Genomic DNA, 16575 nt, shown 5'->3' with positions numbered 1-16575 from the left:
CGGGGCCACGCTTCTCACGACGAGGCCCGGGGCACCGGTTCCCTCATGACGAGGCCCGGGGCACCAGTTCCGTGGGCAGCACCAGCTGCCGCTGCTCCGGCTCGCGGGAGCCGGCGCGACGGCTGCCCGCGATCTCCCCGAGAAGGAGTTCGATCATCGCGCGGCCCATCTCCTGGATCGGCTGGCGGACGCTGGTGAGCGGCGGATCCATGTGGCGGGCGATGGCCGAGTCGTCGTAGCCGACCAGGGCCACGTCGTCGGGGATGCGGCGGCCCTCCTCGCGCAGCACCTGACGGGCCCCGGCCGCCATGACGTCCGAGCCGGCGAACACCGCGTCCAGGCCGGGGCTGCGCCGCAGCAGCCTGGCCATGGCACGGCGGCCGCCTTCCTCCGTGAAGTCCCCCTGTTCCACGAGGATGTCGTCCGCGGAGTACCCCGCGTCGAGCAGGGCGTCCCGGTAGCCCTCGACGCGGCGTTGGGCGCCGTACACGTCGAGACGTCCGGTGATGTGGGCGATCGTGCGGCAGCCGCGGGCCAGCAGGTGCTCGGCCGCCGAGCGGGCGCCGCCGTAGTTGTCCGAGTCCACCGAGGGCAGCGTCTCCACCGCCGAGCGCGGGCCGCTGATCACGGCCGGGATCTCCATCTGGGCCACCAGGTCGGGCAGCGGGTCGTCGGCGTGCACCGACACCAGCAGCACCCCGTCGACCCGGTGCGCGGCCAGGTACTGGGCCAGCCGGCACCGCTCGCGGTCGCTGCCCGCGAAGATCAGCAGCAACTGCATGTCGGTGTCGGCCAGTTCCGCGCCCACGCCGCTGAGCATGTCGGAGAAGTACGGCTCCGAGAAGAACCGGGTCTCCGGCTCGGGAACGACCAGCGCGATCGCGTTCGTGCGGTTGGCGGCCAGGGCGCGGGCCGCGTTGTTGGGAACGTAGCCGAGTTCGAGGACGGCCGCCTCCACGGCCGCCCGGGTCGCCTCGCTGACCTGGGGTGAGCCGTTGATCACCCGCGACACCGTGCCGCGGCCCACGCCGGCCCGGGCGGCGACCTCCTCCAGGGTCGGCCGCCGAGTGCCCCGGCCCCGCTCGCCCTTGACCGCCATAGTCGTCGCCTTCCGTTCACAGCTCCACGCCAGGAATGTAACAGCCGTGGACCGGCCTCCCCCGACCCCATGGTCCCTCTTCGGCGAAACCCTCGTCCTCGGCGGCCCGTCGCGTGGCGCGACCGTCGCCCGGCGGCGCCACGCGGCCGGCCGTGCCGACTACCTCCGCTCGTCTCCGGCGGGCAGCGCGTTGCGGCGGATCACCTCGGCGTACCAGTGGGCGCTCGCCTTGGGGATGCGGCGCTGGGTGGAGTAGTCGACGTAGACCGCGCCGAAGCGCTTCGAGTAGCCGTACGACCACTCGAAGTTGTCCAGCAGGGACCACAGGAAGTAGCCGCGCACGTCCGCCCCGTCGGCCATGGCCCGGCGGACGGCGTCCAGGTGGGAGTGCAGGTACTCGATCCGCTGCGGGTCGTTCACCCGGCCCTCGGGGGAGATGTAGTCGTCGAAGGCGGCGCCGTTCTCCGTGACCATCAGCGGCAGGCGGGGGTGCGAGGCGGCCAGATCGGTCAGCAGCGTGTGCAGCCCGTTCGCGTCAATGGCCCAGTTCATCGCGGTGAGCCGGTCGTTGGCCAGGTGGAAGGCGACATCCTCGGAACCGGTCCACGGGGAGTGGTCGCTGGCGCCGTGGCCGTCGTTCTTCGTGCTGGCCCGGCCGTCGACGGGCTTCGAGACGACGGTCGGCGAGTAGTAGTTGACGCCGAGCACGTCGATCGGGCGGGAGATCTCCGCCAGGTCGCCGTCCTGCACGAGCCGGCCCCAGTCGACGATGTGCCCGGTGTCGGCGAGCAGGTCCTCGGGGTAGGCGCCGTCCAGGATCGGACCGGTGAAGACCCGGTTGCCGACCGCGTCGATACGGCGGGCGGCCTCGATGTCACCGGCGCTGTCCGTGAGCGGGCGCACCTGGTGCAGGTTGAGGGTGATGGAGGTCTGGGCGGACGCCGGCAGGTTGGCGCGCAGCGCCCCGATCGCCTTTCCGTGGGCCAGGTTCAGGTGGTGCGCGGCGCGCAGGGTCGCGGCGGCGTCGGTGCGCCCGGGTGCGTGCACACCGGAGCCGTAGCCGAGGAACGCCGAGCACCAGGGCTCGTTGAGGGTGGTCCAGATGCCGACGCGGTCGCCCAGGGCCTGGGCCATGATCTCGGCGTAGTCGGCGAAGCGGTGCGCGGTGTCGCGCTGCGGCCAGCCGCCCGCGTCCTCCAGTTCCTGGGGCAGGTCCCAGTGGTAGAGGGTGGCGACCGGGGTGATGCCCGCTTCCAGCAGCTCGTCGGTGAGGCGGCGGTAGAAGTCCAGGCCCACCTGGATCGCCGGGCCCCGGCCGGTCGGCTGCACCCGGGACCAGGAGATGGAGAACCGGTACGCCTTCAGGCCCAGGTCCTTCATGAGCGCCACGTCGTCGCGGTACCGGTGGTAGTGGTCGGCCGCGATGTCACCGGTGTCACCGTTGCGGACCTTGCCGGGCGTGTGGCTGAAGGTGTCCCAGATGGAGGGCGTGCGGCCGTCCTCGGCGGCGGCGCCTTCCACCTGGTACGCGGCGGTGGCGGCGCCCCAGACGAAGTCCGTCGGGAAGGAGGTGTCCGATGCCTGCGCAGCGCTGGTCTCGGGTCGTACGGCGGTCATGGTGAGAGCGCTCCCAAAATGGGGTGGAAAGCGCGGACGAAGGGGTCCGGCGCTGACGGGAAGGGGGAAGGGGACGGACAGGGGCAGGCCGGCGGCGGGGGCTGGGTGCCCGCCCCGTACGGCCCGTCCTTACGGGGAGGACGAGCCGTACGCGACGGCGGACGGGCGGCGGGCCCGGCCGGCGGGCCGAACCCTGCCGCCGCGGGATCAGCCCTTGACGGCGCCGGCCATGATGCCTCCGACGATCTGCTTGCCGAAGATCACGAAGACGGCCAGCAGCGGCAGCGTGCTGATCAGCGCGCCGGCCATGACGATGCTCTGGTCGGGGGTGTAGGAGGCGCTGAGCTGGCCGAGCGCGACCTGAATGGTGGGGTTGTCCTGGCTCAGCGCGAGGAAGGGCCAGAAGAAGTCGTTCCAGGCCTGGACGAAGGTGAGCATGCCGAGCACCATCATCGCCGGGCGGGCCGCGGGCAGGACCACGCTCCACACGATGCGCAGGTTGTTCGCCCCGTCCACCTTGGCCGCCTCGATGAGCTCGTAGGGCAGGGCCTCCAGCAGGTACTGGCGCATGAAGAACACGCCGAACGCGCCCACCAGGGTCGGGAAGATCACCGACTCCAGCTTGCCGCCCCAGCCGATGTCCGACATGAGCATGAACAGCGGAACCACGCTGAGCTGCGGCGGGATCGTCAGGGTGGCGATGACGGCGGTCATCAGCACGTTGCGGCCCTTGAAGCGCATCTTGGCGAAGGCGTAGCCGGCCAGGGTGCAGAAGAACAGGGTCGCCGCGGTGATGCAGCCGGCCACGATGACGGTGTTGACGAGGGCCTTGCCGAGGTTGGCCTGGTCCCAGGCCGCCTGGAGGTTGGTCCACAGCCGGCCGCCCGGCAGGAGCGGGGGCGGGCTGTCGAGGACCCGCTGCTGGTCGTGCGAGGCGGCCACCAGCGTCCAGTACAGCGGGAAGAGCGAACCCAGGCCGACGACGATCAGCGCGATGTAGGTGAACGGGCCGCCCTTGAGCTGCTCGCCGGCGCCGACCTTGAAGCGTGCGCGGCCCTTGACCGGGCCGGCCGCGGAGGGCGCTGCGGGAAGGCCGTGCGCCGTGGTCTTGGTGGGACTGGTCGTGGTCATCGATATCGCTCCCGTCAGGCCGCGCTCTTGTGCACGAGCCGGCCGACGATCCAGTTGATCAGGGCGATCAGCAGCAGCAGGACGAGCATGGCCCAGGCCACGGCCGAGGCCGGGCCGAGGTGCCCCAGCTTCCAGCCGTAGTTGTAGAGGTAGACGCTGAGGGTCTCGTACTGGTGGTCGCTGCCGCCGATGGACCCGAGCGTGCCGCCCTGCAGCAGCAGCGGCTCACCGAACAGCTGCATGGAGCCGATGGTCGAGATGACGATGGTGAACAGGATCGTCGGCCGCAGCGAGGGGATGGTCACCTTGCGGAACTGCTGCCACCGCGTGGCTCCGTCGATCGAGGCGGCCTCGTACAGCTCGGTGGGCACCGACTGCATGCCCGCCAGGTAGATCAGGGCGTTGTAGCCGGTCCAGCGCCAGATCACGATCACCGAAATGGCGATCTTGGACGACCAGTGGCCGTTGCCCCAGTCGGTGTTGCCGGCGCCGAAGAAGTGCAGCACCCAGTTGAGGATGCCGCCGTCGGCGCGGAAGACCAGGGCGAACACCAGGGCCGCGGTGGCCACCGAGGTGGCGTACGGCGTGAGGATCACGGTCCGCCAGAAGGTGCTGGCGCGCAGCTTGTAGTTGAGCAGGTGGGCGAGGCCGAGGGCCATGAGGAGCTGCGGGACGGTCGATATGACGCCGATGATGAACGTGTTGGCGACGGCCGTCCAGAACTCGGAGTCCTGCAGGATCCTGGAGAAGTTGTCGAAGCCGACCCACTGGGACTGGTCGAGGCTCGTCAGCTCCACACGGTGCAGGGCGATCCAGCCGGTGTAGAGGAGGGGGTAGAGCCCGAAGGCGCCGAAGACGAGGAAGAAGGGTGCCACATAGGCGTACGGCGACACCTTGTCGTCGAAGCGCCACAGGCGGGTGCGCCACTTGCTGCGCCCGTTCGGCGCGGCGCCGGAGCCGCCGGGGGGCGGGGTGTAGGCACCCCGTGTGGGGGTTGTCGTTGCCACGGAGGGAGTCCTTCCCTGGAGGTCTGGGCCGGGTACGGGGTGGGAGGCGAGGTCGCGGGCCGGGCGCCCATCCCGTCGCTCCCCGCGCGGATCGTCACGGTTCGTTCCACGCTGCGGCCTGACGTGCGGGTGAGGCGAGGTCCGGCCGCAGGCTTCCGGACCCCGCCGGGTGGAACGGGGGGCGACGGAGGGTGCTTCCCGCCGTACCGAGCAGGGCACCCGGCCCGGCTCCGTGGGGATGCCCCGCGTCGCCTCTCGGCGCCGTCCTCACCGCGTCCGGCGCGTTCTCGTGGCGGACGGGCTCCGGCTCGCGCACCCGGGGCAGAGTCTGACCGGGTGCGCGGGCCCGAGTCCGTACGGCCGGCGATACAGCCGGTGGCGTGGCGGGCACGGCCTGCGCGCCCGCCGTGGGAACCGGGGTACGGTCCCCGCGCGGGCGCGGTGCGGGCAGCCGGTGGGCCGCCCGCACCGGGGCGTCAGCCGATCGCCTTGTCGATCGTCTCGGTCGCGGCCTTCCACGCGTCAGCGGGCTTGGTGCCGCGCTGCTCCATGTTGTTGATCTGCGTGGAGATCGTGTCCTTGATCACGCCGTCCTTCGCGCCGAGCACCGCCTCGGGGATGGACTTGGCCTCGTCGGCGTAGATCTGGCCGATGGGGGCGTCGTTGAAGTACGGCAGCTTGGCGTTCTTCACGTCGGCAAGCTCGTAGGCGCCCTTGTTCGACGGGAAGACACCGACCGCCTTGAACACCGCGGCCTGCTGCTCCGGGGCCGTCAGCCACTTGACGAGGTCGGTGGCCTCCTTGACGTGCTTGCCGCGCTTGGGCACGGCCAGGAACGAACCGCCCCAGTTGGCGGCGGTGGAACCGGGGGCGTGGGCGATGTCCCACTTGCCCTTGTAGGCGTCACCGGCGTTGGTGGAGATCTGCGCGGCCATCCAGGCGGGGCAGGCCACGGTGGCGACCGAACCCTTGCGCAGCGCCGCGGTCCAGGCGTCGGTGAACTGCGGCAGGCCCTGCGACAGCTTCTTCGACGCGGCCTCGGCGGCCAGGTTCCAGCCCTGCTTCACGGAGGCGCTGTCCTTGTAGACCGCCTTGCCGTCCGCGTCGTAGTACTGCTTCGGGGAGGAGCTGACGACCGCGTTGTACATGGCGCTGGCGGAGTCCATGAAGTACGTGCCGGAGGGCGCGCTCTTCTTGTACTTCTCACCGAGCTTGATGTAGTCCTCCCAGCCGCCCGCGACGGCCTTGGCGACGGCCTCGCGGTCGGTCGGCAGGCCGGCCTTCTTGAAGAGGTCGGTGCGGTAGCACAGCGACATCGGGCCGATGTCGGTGCCGGCGCCGATCACCGCACCGTCCTTCGTGGTGGCCTGCTTCTCCTTCCAGGACACCCAGTCGCTGACGTTGATCGACTTGCTCAGGTCGGCGAACTTGTCGGCCTGGGTGTTGACGACCTCGGTGATGCGGCCCACCTCGATGCCCGTGACATCGCCCAGACCGCTGCCCGTGTTCAGCTGCTGAAGCAGCTTCGGGTAGTAGTCCTGCTCGTTGGCGGTGGTGTCTTCCTTCACCGTGATGTTCGGGTGCAGCTGGTGGTACTTCGCGAACAGGCCGGCTTCCTTGTAGCCGAACTGACCGAAGTCGGCGACCTTCAGCGTGATGTTCCCGTTGGCATCCGTGCCGTCCGAGCCGCCGTTGTCGTTGCTGCTGCAGGCGGTCAGCAGCAACGCCGAGGCCGCCAGGACCGTCGTGGTCAGGGCCGCTGCTCTGCGGCCACGACGGCCGCCGGTGGGGGTGATACGCATTCCACTACTCCTAGTTCCAGTGGGGAACGTGACCTCAGGAATCAGACCGCCGGTATGCGGCGTTTGTGACCTGCCCTCTCGGTTCGAGCAGCGGCCAGCCCACAGCGCTCTGCGCTGTGAAGGTGCTGGTCAACGGAGTGCCATGCGAGTTGGAGGGAAGGGCCGTCGGTGCTTTTGCCCCACACGGGAGAGGGTCCCGGTCATCCCGTGGAACCGCTCCCATGCGGCACGTCCGGAAGACTCCTTGTTGTCGGGCCCGGTGTCAAGACTTGAAAACAGCCTTGTTGCCCAAGCGTGTTCCGCACGTCACGGGAATGTGTCGCAGAGCACGACGTCACAGGCCGACTCAACGCCCCACGCCTTCCCGCATTTTCCCAGGTCAACAACGATAAGCGGGCCGAATTCGCCGCCCGGCCCGCACGCGCGAGGGGTTACGCGCCGATTTACGGCGGCGGAATCTCCGGATTCCCGGAGGGACGCCGGAAGGTGAACGATCAGCCCTACCGACCGGACGGGAGGTGGGGGTTGAACCCCTACCGACCGGACGGGAGGTGAGGGTTGAACCCCTGTCGACGGGCCCGAGAGGTGAGAGCCGGGTCCTGCCGACGGGCGGGGAGGTGAGGACGGGGTCCTCCCGACCGGTCGGGAGCTGAACGCCGGGCCCTGGCGACCGGCAGGGAGGTGAGGACGGGGCCCTGCCGACCGGTCGGGAGCTGAACGCCAAGCCCAATGCCGGGCCCTGGCGACCGGCAGGGAGGTGAGGACGGGGCCCTGCCGACCGGTCGGGAGCTGAACGCCGGGCTCTGCCGACCGACGGAGAGCTGAGGGTGAGCCTTGCCGGCCGGCCAGGAGGTGAGGGCCGAGCCCTGCTCACCGACCAGGAGGTGAGGGCCGAGCCCTACCGGCCGGTCGCGGGTTGGCTATGGGAGCGCTCCCATGCATAATAGGACGCATCCGACCCATGGGAGCGGTTCCATGCCTGCTGACGCGTCGACCGAAAGCTTCCCTCCCGCCTTCCTCTGGGGCGCCGCGACCTCGGCGTACCAGATCGAGGGGGCGGTACGGGAGCACGGCCGCACCCCCTCGATCTGGGACACCTTCAGCCACACCCCGGGCAAGACGGCCGGCGGCGACACCGGTGACATCGCTGTCGACCACTACCACCGCTACCGCGAGGACGTGGCGCTGATGGCCGGGCTGGGCCTGAACGCGTACCGCTTCTCCGTCTCCTGGCCCCGGGTGCAGCCGACGGGCCGGGGCCCTGCGGTCCAGGTGGGCCTGGACTTCTACCGCCGCCTGGTGGACGAGCTGCTGGCGCACGGCATCGAGCCGGCGATCACCCTCTACCACTGGGACCTGCCGCAGGAGCTGGAGGACGCGGGCGGCTGGCCGGAGCGGGACACCGCGCACCGGTTCGCGGAGTACGCCCAGCTCGTCGGCGAGGCCCTCGGCGACCGGGTGGAGCAGTGGATCACCCTCAACGAGCCGTGGTGCAGCGCCTTCCTGGGCTACGGCTCCGGCGTGCACGCCCCCGGGCGCACCGACCCGGCGGCCGCCCTGCGCGCGGCCCACCACCTCAACCTGGGGCACGGCCTGGCCGCCGCGGCGCTCCGGTCGGTGATGCCGGCGCGCAACCGGATCGCGGTCAGCCTGAACTCCTCCGTCGTACGGCCCCTCACCCGGGACCCCGCCGACGTCGCGGCGGCCCACCGCATCGACGACCTGGCCAACGGCGTCTTCCACGGCCCGATGCTGCACGGGCAGTACCCCGCGTCCCTGTTCGAGGCGACGAGCTCGATCACCGACTGGTCGTACGTCCGCGACGGCGACGTCCGCACGATCCACGCGCCGCTGGACGCGCTGGGCCTGAACTACTACACCCCGACGCTGGTCTCGGCCGCCCCGGAGAAGGTCGAGGGCCCGCGCGCGGACGGCCACGGCGGCGGCGACCACTCCCCCTGGCCGGGCGCCGACCGCGTGCTGTTCCACCAGACCCCCGGCGAGCGCACCGCGATGGGCTGGACGATCGACCCGACGGGCCTGTACGACCTGATCACGCGGTACTCCCGGGAGGCCCCGGGGCTGCCGCTGTACGTGACGGAGAACGGTGCGGCCTACGACGACAAGCCCGGCCCCGACGGAAGCGTGCACGACCCCGAGCGCATCGCCTACCTGCACGGCCACCTCGGTGCGGTGCGCCGCGCCATCGCCGACGGCGCCGACGTGCGCGGCTACTACCTGTGGTCCCTGATGGACAACTTCGAGTGGGCCTACGGCTACGGCAAGCGGTTCGGCGCGGTGTACGTCGACTACGCGACCCTGGACCGCACCCCGAAGTCGAGCGCCCGCTGGTACGGCGAGGCGGCGCGGAGCGGGACGCTGCCGCCGGTGGAGCGGGTGGCCTGACCCGACGGGAAAGGGGCGCGGCACCCCTCCGCGGTGCCGCGCCCCTCGCTGTGTGTGCGCGTCCGTGGAACGCGCCCGGTGTGTGCGCGTCCGTGGAACGCGCCCGGTGTGTGGGCGTCAGTGGAACGCGCCGAACGCCTTCGAGAAGGCGAACTTGTCCTGGACGATCGAGCTGCAGGTGGCGTCGGCGGTGGGCTTGGCGCCGCCGGCGCACTGCTTGTCGCGGGCACCGGACCACATGGAGAGCCCGCCGAGGCCCTTGGACTTGGCGAAGTTCACCAGTTGGGTGGCGTCGTCGACCTTGAAGACCTCGGAGGAGACGTCGTTGACGCCGATCATCGGGGTGACGGCGACGGTCTTCCAGGCGGCGGAGTCGGACAGCCCGAGCACGCTCTTGATCTGGGCCTGGGTGGCGGTGGCGGCCTGTTCGGCCAGGTCGCCCATGTCGCCGCTGAACGAGGGGCCGTAGTCCATCGCCATGATGTTGACGGCGGAGATCTTCACGCCGTTGGACTTGGCGTCGGACAGCAGGTTCACGCCGTCCTGGGTGAGGCCCTGCGGCAGCACCGGCAGGGTGAAGGAGACGTCCAGGCCGGGGTGCTGCTGCTGGAGCTTGGCGATGGCCTGGGCGCGGCGGGTGTTGGCGGCGGTGTTGGGCAGCGCGCCGCCCTCGACGTCGAAGTCGACCTTGGTGAGCTTGAAGGCGTCGACCGCCTTGCCGTACGCCGCCGCGAGCGCGTCCGCCGAGGAGCAGGTGGTGGCCAGCTCGGAGCCGGAGGCGCCGCCGAAGGAGACCCGCACATCACCGCCCTTGGCCCTCAGGGAGCCGATCTGCGCGGCCACCGCGTCGCTGGTGAGGTCGGTCACGCCGCCCCACTTGGGGGTGCAGCCGCCGCCGTCGGTGACGAAGGCGAGGTTGAAGTTCTTCACGCCGGTCGCGTCGGCGGCCCCGAGGAGGTCGAAGGCCGGGAAGAGGGAGGTGTCGACGTACGGGGCGAAGCCGGCGGAGGTGGTGGTGCCGCTGCCGGTGGTCCCGGTGGCGGTCGGGGTGGGGGTCGCCGTCCTGGTCGGGGTGGGGGTCGGGGTCGCGCTCCCGGTCGGCTTCGCGGTCGGGGACGGCGACTGGGTGGGGCGGCCGCTCGGTTCGGGCGTCGGGCCGCCGTCCGGGGAACACTGGGCACCGTCGATGCGACAGCCCGTCGGGGTGCCGCTGCCGTTGACCACGAAGCCGACGGTCACCGACTTGCCGGGGGCGAGGCCCTCGGTGTCCCACTTCGCGGGCCGCACCGTGACGTGCTGCCCGCTCACGCTCGACTCGCCGTTCCACAGGGAGGAGAGCCTGGCGCCCGCCGGCAGGTCGAACTCCAGCGTCCAGGTCTTCTCCTGCGCACCGCTGTTGTTGGTGACGACGTACTGGCCGGTGTAGCCCGTCGACCAGTCGCTCGTCCTGGTGAACGCGGCGTTCACCGCGGCCGCGTTGGCGGTCCCGGTGAGCAGGAGGGCACCGCCCCCGACCACGGCCGCGGCGACGACGCCGCCTATCGCCTTGTTCCTGCCACTGATCCTGCGCCGGTGAGTGCTGCTCATGCGCGTGCCTGCCTTCGTTCATCACGGGGAGTGGTGCGGCAGCACGCTAGCGAGCCGGAATCGGACAAACGGCTTGATGCGGACGGTCGTTGAAGACCTTAGGCTTCGCTTAAGGAAGGGATCGGGAGCGGTTAAAGGTCGAGACCAATTTGCCCGATCGCCGCCGCCGCACCGCCCCCCGGTGAATCCGTCCCACCGGCTTCCGTCCGTCCAACTGGAACCAGATCCGTATCTCGGTGCCGCCCAGGACGGAGGCGCCGATGCGGACGTCGCCGCCGGTGGACTCGGCGAGCCGGCGCACGATGTCGAGGCCGAGGCCGGTCGACCCCGCGGTTCCGGAACCCCGGCCGCGGGCCATCGCCGCCTCGGGGTCGGATATGCCGGGGCCCGCGTCGGAGATCAGCACGATCACCGCGTCCTCGCCGTTGTGCACGTCGACCGCGAAGGCGGTGCCCTCCGGGGTGTGCCGGAAGACGTTGCCGAGCAGGGCGTCGAGCGCGGCGGCCAGGTCGGCCCGGGCCACGGGTATGCGCACCGGCCGCTCCACGCCGGCCACCCGCCACTTGCGGCCCTCGTCCTCGGCGAGCGCGGACCAGAACTCCATGCGCTCGCGGACCACTTCGGCGACGTCGCAGCCCGCGCCGGGACCGAGGGCGGCCGTCTGCGGCTTGGCTTCCCGCGCGGTGCGGATGATGGTGTCGACCTCGCGCTCCAGCTGGGCGACGGCGGTCCGGGTCTGCTCGGCGGCCGGGCCGGCGCCCAGGGAGGCCGCGTTCAGCCGGAGGACGGTGAGCGGGGTGCGCAGGCGGTGGGAGAGGTCGGCCGCCAGCTCCCGTTCGTTGGCGAGGAGTTGGACGACCTGGTCGGCCATGGAGTTGAACGCGACGGCCGCGAGCCGCAGTTCGTCCGGCCCCTCCTCCGGGACCCGGGCGCCCAGCTTGCCCTCGCCCAGTTCGTGCGCGCCCTCCACCAGCCGCTGCGCGGGCCGCACCATGCGTACGCCGAGCCGGTCGGCGACGGCCACCGAGCCGACGATCAGCGCGAGGCCGACGGCGGCGAGCACCGCCCAGGCCGTGCCGACCCCGTTGGTCACCTCGGACTCGGGGACGTACACCTCGACGACCGCGATCGAGCCGGAGCCGAGCGCGACCGGCTGCAGCAGGGTGGAGCCGCCGCGGACGGAGGTGGTGGAGGCCCGGCCGAGCTTGCGCACGGCCTCGATGTCGCGTTCGGCGGCGTGCTGCGGGCCGAGGTCGAGCGCGGCCCGGCCGCCGTCGGCGGGCAGGTGCACCGCCATCTGGGAGCCGGCGCCGGCGGAGGCCACCACCCGCTCCAGCTTCTCCCGGTCGGTGGTGATGGACAGCGCGGGCGCGACCGCCGCGGCCTCCCGCTCGGCGTTGGAGAAGGCGCGGTCGCGGGCCATCTCCTTGACGACCAGGCCGAGCGGGACGGCGAAGGCGACCACGACCATCGTGGTGACCGCGAGGCACACCTTGACGAGGGCCCACCTCATCGCGGTGTCACCTCTCCGGGCGGTTCCAGCTTCACGCCGACGCCCCGCAGGGTGTGCAGATAGCGCGGCCGGGCGGCCGTCTCCCCCAGTTTCCTGCGCAGCCAGGACAGATGGACGTCGATGGTCTGGTCGTCGCCGTAGGACTGCTGCCAGACCTCGGCGAGGAGTTCCTTGCGCGGCACGACCACGCCCGGCCGGCCGGCGAGGAAGGCGAGCAGGTCGAACTCGCGGCGGGTCAGGTCGAGCCGGGCGCCGTCCAGTTCGGCCTGGCGGCGCAGCGGGTCGACGGTCAGGCCGCCGACCCGGATGACGGGCGAGGGCGGGCTCTCGCCGCCCGAGGAGCGGGTCCGGCGCAGCACCGCCGCGATGCGGGCCGAGAGGTGCTCGACGGAGAACGGCTTGGTGAGGTAGTCGTCCGCACCGGCGTTGAGCAGCCGGACGATCTCCGCCTCGTCGTCCCGGGCGGTGGCGATGATGACCGGCACGTCCGTGATGCCGCGCAGCATCTTCAGGGCCTCGGAGCCGTCCAGGTCGGGCAGTCCGAGGTCCAGGATGACCAGGTCGAAACGGAGATGGGCGACCTCGCGCAGCGCCTCCAGTGCCGTGCCGACGCTGCGCACGGTGTGCGAGGCGTCGGTCAGGTGCCGGATGAGCGCCGAGCGTACGAACTGGTCGTCCTCGACCACGAGCACACTTGCCATGCGCCGCACCGTACGCCATGCGGCGGCACCCGGTCCGGACCTGTGGACAACTCCGTTCCTGTGGACAACCCGGGGGAGTCTTGGGGCAGGATGGCGCTGATGCGCAGAGGACTCGTTCACGTACTGGCGTGGCTGCTCGCGACCGGAGCGGCGGTCACGCTGTCGTGGTGGGGTGTGCACACGGTGATGGCGGCCACGGCGTACGACCCGCCGCGCGCGCTGCCGGTGACGGCTGCCGGGGCGACGGCCCAGGGCAACAGGGCACCGGCCTCCCCGGCACCCTCGGCGTCCCCGTCGCGCGGCCCGTCGGCCAGGCCGCCGAAGCCCACCCCGTCCAGTGCGCCGGCCCGCGGCCCCGCCGCCCCGCCGTCCGCCACCCCGTCGGGCCGGGTCAAGGCGTACGACACCGACGGCGGCCGGGCGGTGTTCGAACTGGACCCGGCGAGCGCGACGCTCGTCTCGGCGACGCCGGGCACCGGCTGGTCGATGCAGGTGTGGAAGACGGAGACGTGGATCCGGGTGGAGTTCAGCCGGGGCACGGACCGGGTGTCGGTGATGTGCACCTGGCACGACGGGCCGCCGCACGTGGACATCGGCACCTACTGAGCGTACGGCGGCGGCTCAGCGGAACACCGAGGGCGGCGGCGCCGGGGATGCCACTGCCGCCGCGTCGGTCACGGGCGGCGCGCCGCCGGTGAAGTCCGTGAGCTGCCTGCCGTGTTCGACCCGGCCGGGATGCGGGTCGGAGGCGGCGCGGCGGGTGAGCTCGGCGAGCGGCAGCGGAAGGTCGGAGGCGACCAGGACCGCGTTGCCGAAGCGCTTGCCGCGCAGCACGGCCGCGTCGGCGATCAGCGCGAGCTCCGCGAACCGGGCGGCGGCGGTGGCGATCTGGCCGCGCAGATGCGCGAGCGGCGGCCCGTCGGCGAGGTTGGCGGCGTAGACACCCGAGGGCTTCAGGGCGCGGCGGACCTCGTCGAGGAACTCGGTGGAGGTCAGGTGTGCGGGCGTGCGGGCGCCGCTGAACACGTCGGTGACGACCAGGTCCGCCCAGCCGTCGGGCACCTTGGCGAGCCCGGCGCGGGCGTCGGCCGAGCGCACCCGGATCCGCGCGTTGGGGTCCAACGGCAGCAGTCGGCGGACCAGTTGGACGAGGCTCGCGTCCCGCTCGACGACCTGCTGGGTGGAGCGGGGGCGGGTGGCGGCGACGTACCGGGCGAGGGTGAACGCGCCGCCGCCCAGGTGCACGGCGTGCACGGGTCTGCCGGGCGGGGCGGCGAGGTCGACGACATGGCCGAGGCGGCGCTGGTACTCGAACGAGAGGCGGGCCGGGTCGTCCAGGTCGACGTGCGACTGCGGGGCGCCGTCGATCAGCAGTGTCCAGGCCCGGCCGTGGTCCGGATCGGGTATGAGCTGCGCAAGCCCGCCGTCCACCGGCTCCTCGACGGCTTCGGCGGCCGATCTGCGCCGTGTGTTCCTGGACCTGCCCATCGGCCCATTTTCGCAGGTCCCGCGGGCGACCGCGTCACCGGCAGTTGTCGGCCGCCTCGATCAGCCGGGCCGCCTCCCCGAGGGCCCGGCGCAGCACCACCGGGTCGGTGGCGAGATCGGCGTCGCCGGGCGGCAGCAGCCAGTCGGATCCCGCGACCGGTGGCTCGGGGTTCAGCTGCAGCCCGCGTCCGTCCGTCTCCGTGCAGGTGCTGCCCGGCACGTCCCAGCAGGCCGCCGTGCCCGCCGGCACGAGAAAGCCGAGGGTGTCGCAGCCGCCGTCGTGCAGCACGGGCCCCACGGCGTCCGCGTCCGCACGGCGCAGGATGTCGACCGCCTCCAGCCCCTGCCGAGCCGGCACCGTCACGAGGTCGCACGGCGCCTCGTCACCCTCGGCCGTCGTCGGCGACGACGGCGACGGGCACGGTTCGTTGCTCTGGCTGGTCTCCATGCCGGCCTCCACCACACAGCCCTGTTGCGGTCCATGGAGCCCAACGCGCGAGCGCGTCAACGGCTACGGCGCAAGTGCGCCGCAAAGGATGGCAGTTCATGGCAGATCGTGGATGAGATATCCGGTTTGTAGCCAAACACAGCGTGGCGAGTCCTTCACAGCCGGTACGTTCATGCCCGCCGGAACCAGGGCGTCACACGGACAACTCGTCCCGAACCGCCCCGGCTGCGGCAATGGTTCGACGGTTCGCACGAGAGGACCCGGCCATGGCGTCGTCAACGGTGACCTCGTCACAGCCCGACCGGCCACCCCGGCCGAATCTCGCCTTCCGGCAGCTGCGCGGCCGGCGCTCACCGGCCGAGTTCGCGGCGCTGGTGCGGCGGGCCGCGCGCGAGATCGGTGAGCGGGTGTGCTGTGACGCGCGTTACGTCGGGCGGGTCGAGGCAGGCGAGATCCGCTGCCCCAACTACGCGTACGAACGGGTGTTCCTGCACATGTTCCCCGGCCGCACGCTCACCGACCTCGGCTTCGCGCCCCGCTCGTCCGTCCGCGGACGCGCGGCGCGCCCGGCGGCGGACGGACCGCCGGAGCCCACCGCCGGTGAGCTCACGACGGCCGGGACCGGTGGGGCCGCTGAGACGTGGGAGGCGTTCGAGCCGTATGACAGGCAGGACCCGTACGACCGGTACGAGCCGTACGAGAAAGACCATCCGAACCACGAGGAGAGCGACGTGCTGCGTCGCGCATTCATGACCGGCGGAGGCGCCACGGTGGCCGCCGCCACGCTGGGCCCGCTCCGGCTCACCACGGACGCCCTGGCCGCGGTCCGGCCCGGGCGCCGGCCCGGAAGCCCCGAGGCGGCCGCCCTGGAGGAGGCCGTCCGCCGCATCCGGCTGCTCGACGACCGGCACGGCGCGGACGGCCTCTACCGCCGCGCGGCGGCTCCCCTGCGCGCCGCGTACGCGCTGCTGGACGCCGGCGCCACCCGGCAGACCACGGTCGACCGGCTGCACGCGGGCGCGGGTGAACTCGCCATCTCCGTGGGCTGGCTGGCCCATGACTCCGGGCGCTTCGACGACGCCCGCTCGCACTACGCCGAGGCCCTGGCGACGGCCCGGATGACCGGGGACGCGGGGCTGGAGGCGCACGCCTTCTGCAACACCGCGTTCCTCGCCCGGGACTCCGGCCGCCCCAGGGAAGCGGTGCGGGCCGCCCAGGCGGCGCAGCGCGCCGCGCGGCCCCTGGGCTCGGCCCGGCTGATGTCCCTGCTGGCGCTGCGCGAGGCGGGCGGCTGGGCGGGGCTCGCCGACCGCACCGGCTGCGAACAGGCCCTGGCCCGCGCGCAGGCCCTGTTCGAGCGCGGGCACTGCGATGCCGACCCCGAGTGGATGAGCTTCTACGGCGAGGCCGAACTGGAGGGACTCGAGGCGCAGTGCTGGTCCATGCTCGGCGACTGGGGGCGCGCGGCCCGGCACGCGCGCCGGGCCGCCGAGGTGCAGGATCCCCACTTCACGCGCAACATCGCGCTCTACACCGCGGAGCTGGCCGACGACCTCGCGCGCGAGGGCCGTCCCGACGAGGCGGCCGCCGCGGGCCTGCGCGTGCTGTCCCTGCTGGACCAGGTCCAGTCGTCCCGCATCCAGAGCATGCTCGCGGGCACCGCGCGCGTGCTGCTGCCGCACCGGCGCGCGTCGGGGGTCTCGGAGTTCCTGGACCGGCATGCGTCCATGCCGAGAACGGGCAGGGCCTGAACCCCGGTGGGAGGCCCCCGGCCGT

General features: G+C 72.2%; 13 protein-coding genes. 3 read left to right on the top strand and 10 right to left on the bottom strand.

The window, feature by feature from the left end:
• Positions 1 to 43: 43 nt before the first annotated feature.
• From ACLU3S_RS09975 to ACLU3S_RS09955, 5 genes are all read right to left on the bottom strand, one after another.
• Positions 44 to 1099, bottom strand: a complete 1056-nt coding sequence (locus ACLU3S_RS09975; RefSeq protein WP_413951385.1) for a LacI family DNA-binding transcriptional regulator — start codon at positions 1097 to 1099, stop codon at positions 44 to 46.
• Between the two features lie 159 nt (positions 1100 to 1258).
• Positions 1259 to 2716 (bottom strand): GH1 family beta-glucosidase, encoded by a 1458-nt coding sequence (locus ACLU3S_RS09970; RefSeq protein WP_413951384.1) that lies wholly within the window; start codon positions 2714 to 2716, stop codon positions 1259 to 1261.
• A gap of 207 nt (positions 2717 to 2923) precedes the next feature.
• Positions 2924 to 3847, bottom strand: coding sequence for a carbohydrate ABC transporter permease (locus tag ACLU3S_RS09965; protein ID WP_413951383.1), 924 nt, complete (start codon positions 3845 to 3847; stop codon positions 2924 to 2926).
• Positions 3848 to 3861: 14 nt separating this feature from the next.
• Positions 3862 to 4854, bottom strand: a complete 993-nt coding sequence (locus ACLU3S_RS09960; protein WP_413951382.1) for a carbohydrate ABC transporter permease — start codon at positions 4852 to 4854, stop codon at positions 3862 to 3864.
• A 476-nt stretch (positions 4855 to 5330) separates the two neighbouring features.
• Positions 5331 to 6656 (bottom strand): ABC transporter substrate-binding protein, encoded by a 1326-nt coding sequence (locus tag ACLU3S_RS09955; protein ID WP_413951381.1) that lies wholly within the window; start codon positions 6654 to 6656, stop codon positions 5331 to 5333.
• Positions 6657 to 7631: 975 nt separating this feature from the next.
• Between ACLU3S_RS09955 and ACLU3S_RS09950 the strand changes: the two genes are divergently transcribed.
• A complete protein-coding gene (locus ACLU3S_RS09950; protein ID WP_413951380.1) occupies positions 7632 to 9062 on the top strand; it encodes a GH1 family beta-glucosidase in 1431 nt (476 codons plus the stop codon).
• Between the two features lie 117 nt (positions 9063 to 9179).
• On the opposite strand, the gene ACLU3S_RS09945 is transcribed toward ACLU3S_RS09950, so the two are convergent.
• The 3 genes from ACLU3S_RS09945 to ACLU3S_RS09935 all read right to left on the bottom strand — a co-directional run bounded on the left by ACLU3S_RS09945 (position 9180) and on the right by ACLU3S_RS09935 (position 12863).
• Positions 9180 to 10649 carry a cellulose binding domain-containing protein gene (locus tag ACLU3S_RS09945; RefSeq protein ID WP_413951379.1) on the bottom strand — a complete coding sequence of 490 codons (1470 nt, stop codon included), beginning with the start codon at positions 10647 to 10649 and terminating at the stop codon, positions 9180 to 9182.
• Positions 10650 to 10758: 109 nt separating this feature from the next.
• A complete protein-coding gene (locus ACLU3S_RS09940) occupies positions 10759 to 12162 on the bottom strand; it encodes a sensor histidine kinase (RefSeq protein WP_413951378.1) in 1404 nt (467 codons plus the stop codon).
• The gene (locus ACLU3S_RS09935) at positions 12159 to 12863 is read right to left on the bottom strand and encodes a response regulator transcription factor (RefSeq protein WP_413951377.1); all 705 of its coding nucleotides are present in this window, start codon (positions 12861 to 12863) and stop codon (positions 12159 to 12161) included. Before ACLU3S_RS09935 ends, ACLU3S_RS09940 begins: the two co-directional genes overlap by 4 nt.
• A gap of 99 nt (positions 12864 to 12962) precedes the next feature.
• On the opposite strand from ACLU3S_RS09935, the gene ACLU3S_RS09930 reads away from it, so the two are divergent.
• Entirely contained in the window at positions 12963 to 13469 is a 507-nt protein-coding gene (locus tag ACLU3S_RS09930) for a hypothetical protein (protein ID WP_413951376.1), read from the top strand.
• Between the two features lie 15 nt (positions 13470 to 13484).
• Here ACLU3S_RS09930 and ACLU3S_RS09925 read toward each other — a convergent pair whose 3' ends face one another.
• Both ACLU3S_RS09925 and ACLU3S_RS09920 read right to left on the bottom strand, forming a co-directional pair.
• Positions 13485 to 14351 (bottom strand): spermidine synthase, encoded by an 867-nt coding sequence (locus ACLU3S_RS09925; RefSeq protein WP_413951375.1) that lies wholly within the window; start codon positions 14349 to 14351, stop codon positions 13485 to 13487.
• Between the two features lie 34 nt (positions 14352 to 14385).
• On the bottom strand, positions 14386 to 14799 hold the full coding sequence (locus tag ACLU3S_RS09920; RefSeq protein WP_413951374.1) for a hypothetical protein: 414 nt from the start codon (positions 14797 to 14799) through the stop codon (positions 14386 to 14388).
• Positions 14800 to 15065: 266 nt separating this feature from the next.
• On the opposite strand from ACLU3S_RS09920, the gene ACLU3S_RS09915 reads away from it, so the two are divergent.
• Entirely contained in the window at positions 15066 to 16550 is a 1485-nt protein-coding gene (locus tag ACLU3S_RS09915; protein ID WP_413951373.1) for a hypothetical protein, read from the top strand.
• Positions 16551 to 16575 lie beyond the last annotated feature (25 nt).

Origin of the sequence: Streptomyces sp. AF1A (assembly GCF_047340315.1) — a bacterium.
In the GTDB taxonomy this organism is placed as follows: domain Bacteria; phylum Actinomycetota; class Actinomycetes; order Streptomycetales; family Streptomycetaceae; genus Streptomyces.
This window is presented reverse-complemented; position numbering and strand designations above follow the sequence as displayed.

What these genes read in the sequence shown, in the direction of transcription:
- ACLU3S_RS09975 (WP_413951385.1), bottom strand. Translation starts at nt 1,099, where the DNA reads ATGGCGGTCAAGGGCGAGCGGGGCCGGGGCACTCGGCGGCCGACCCTG.
- ACLU3S_RS09970 (WP_413951384.1), bottom strand. Translation starts at nt 2,716, where the DNA reads ATGACCGCCGTACGACCCGAGACCAGCGCTGCGCAGGCATCGGACACC.
- ACLU3S_RS09965 (WP_413951383.1), bottom strand. Translation starts at nt 3,847, where the DNA reads ATGACCACGACCAGTCCCACCAAGACCACGGCGCACGGCCTTCCCGCA.
- ACLU3S_RS09955 (WP_413951381.1), bottom strand. Translation starts at nt 6,656, where the DNA reads ATGCGTATCACCCCCACCGGCGGCCGTCGTGGCCGCAGAGCAGCGGCC.
- ACLU3S_RS09950 (WP_413951380.1), top strand. Translation starts at nt 7,632, where the DNA reads ATGCCTGCTGACGCGTCGACCGAAAGCTTCCCTCCCGCCTTCCTCTGG.
- ACLU3S_RS09945 (WP_413951379.1), bottom strand. Translation starts at nt 10,649, where the DNA reads ATGAGCAGCACTCACCGGCGCAGGATCAGTGGCAGGAACAAGGCGATA.
- ACLU3S_RS09940 (WP_413951378.1), bottom strand. Translation starts at nt 12,162, where the DNA reads ATGAGGTGGGCCCTCGTCAAGGTGTGCCTCGCGGTCACCACGATGGTC.
- ACLU3S_RS09935 (WP_413951377.1), bottom strand. Translation starts at nt 12,863, where the DNA reads ATGGCAAGTGTGCTCGTGGTCGAGGACGACCAGTTCGTACGCTCGGCG.
- ACLU3S_RS09930 (WP_413951376.1), top strand. Translation starts at nt 12,963, where the DNA reads ATGCGCAGAGGACTCGTTCACGTACTGGCGTGGCTGCTCGCGACCGGA.
- ACLU3S_RS09925 (WP_413951375.1), bottom strand. Translation starts at nt 14,351, where the DNA reads ATGGGCAGGTCCAGGAACACACGGCGCAGATCGGCCGCCGAAGCCGTC.
- ACLU3S_RS09920 (WP_413951374.1), bottom strand. Translation starts at nt 14,799, where the DNA reads ATGGAGACCAGCCAGAGCAACGAACCGTGCCCGTCGCCGTCGTCGCCG.
- ACLU3S_RS09915 (WP_413951373.1), top strand. Translation starts at nt 15,066, where the DNA reads ATGGCGTCGTCAACGGTGACCTCGTCACAGCCCGACCGGCCACCCCGG.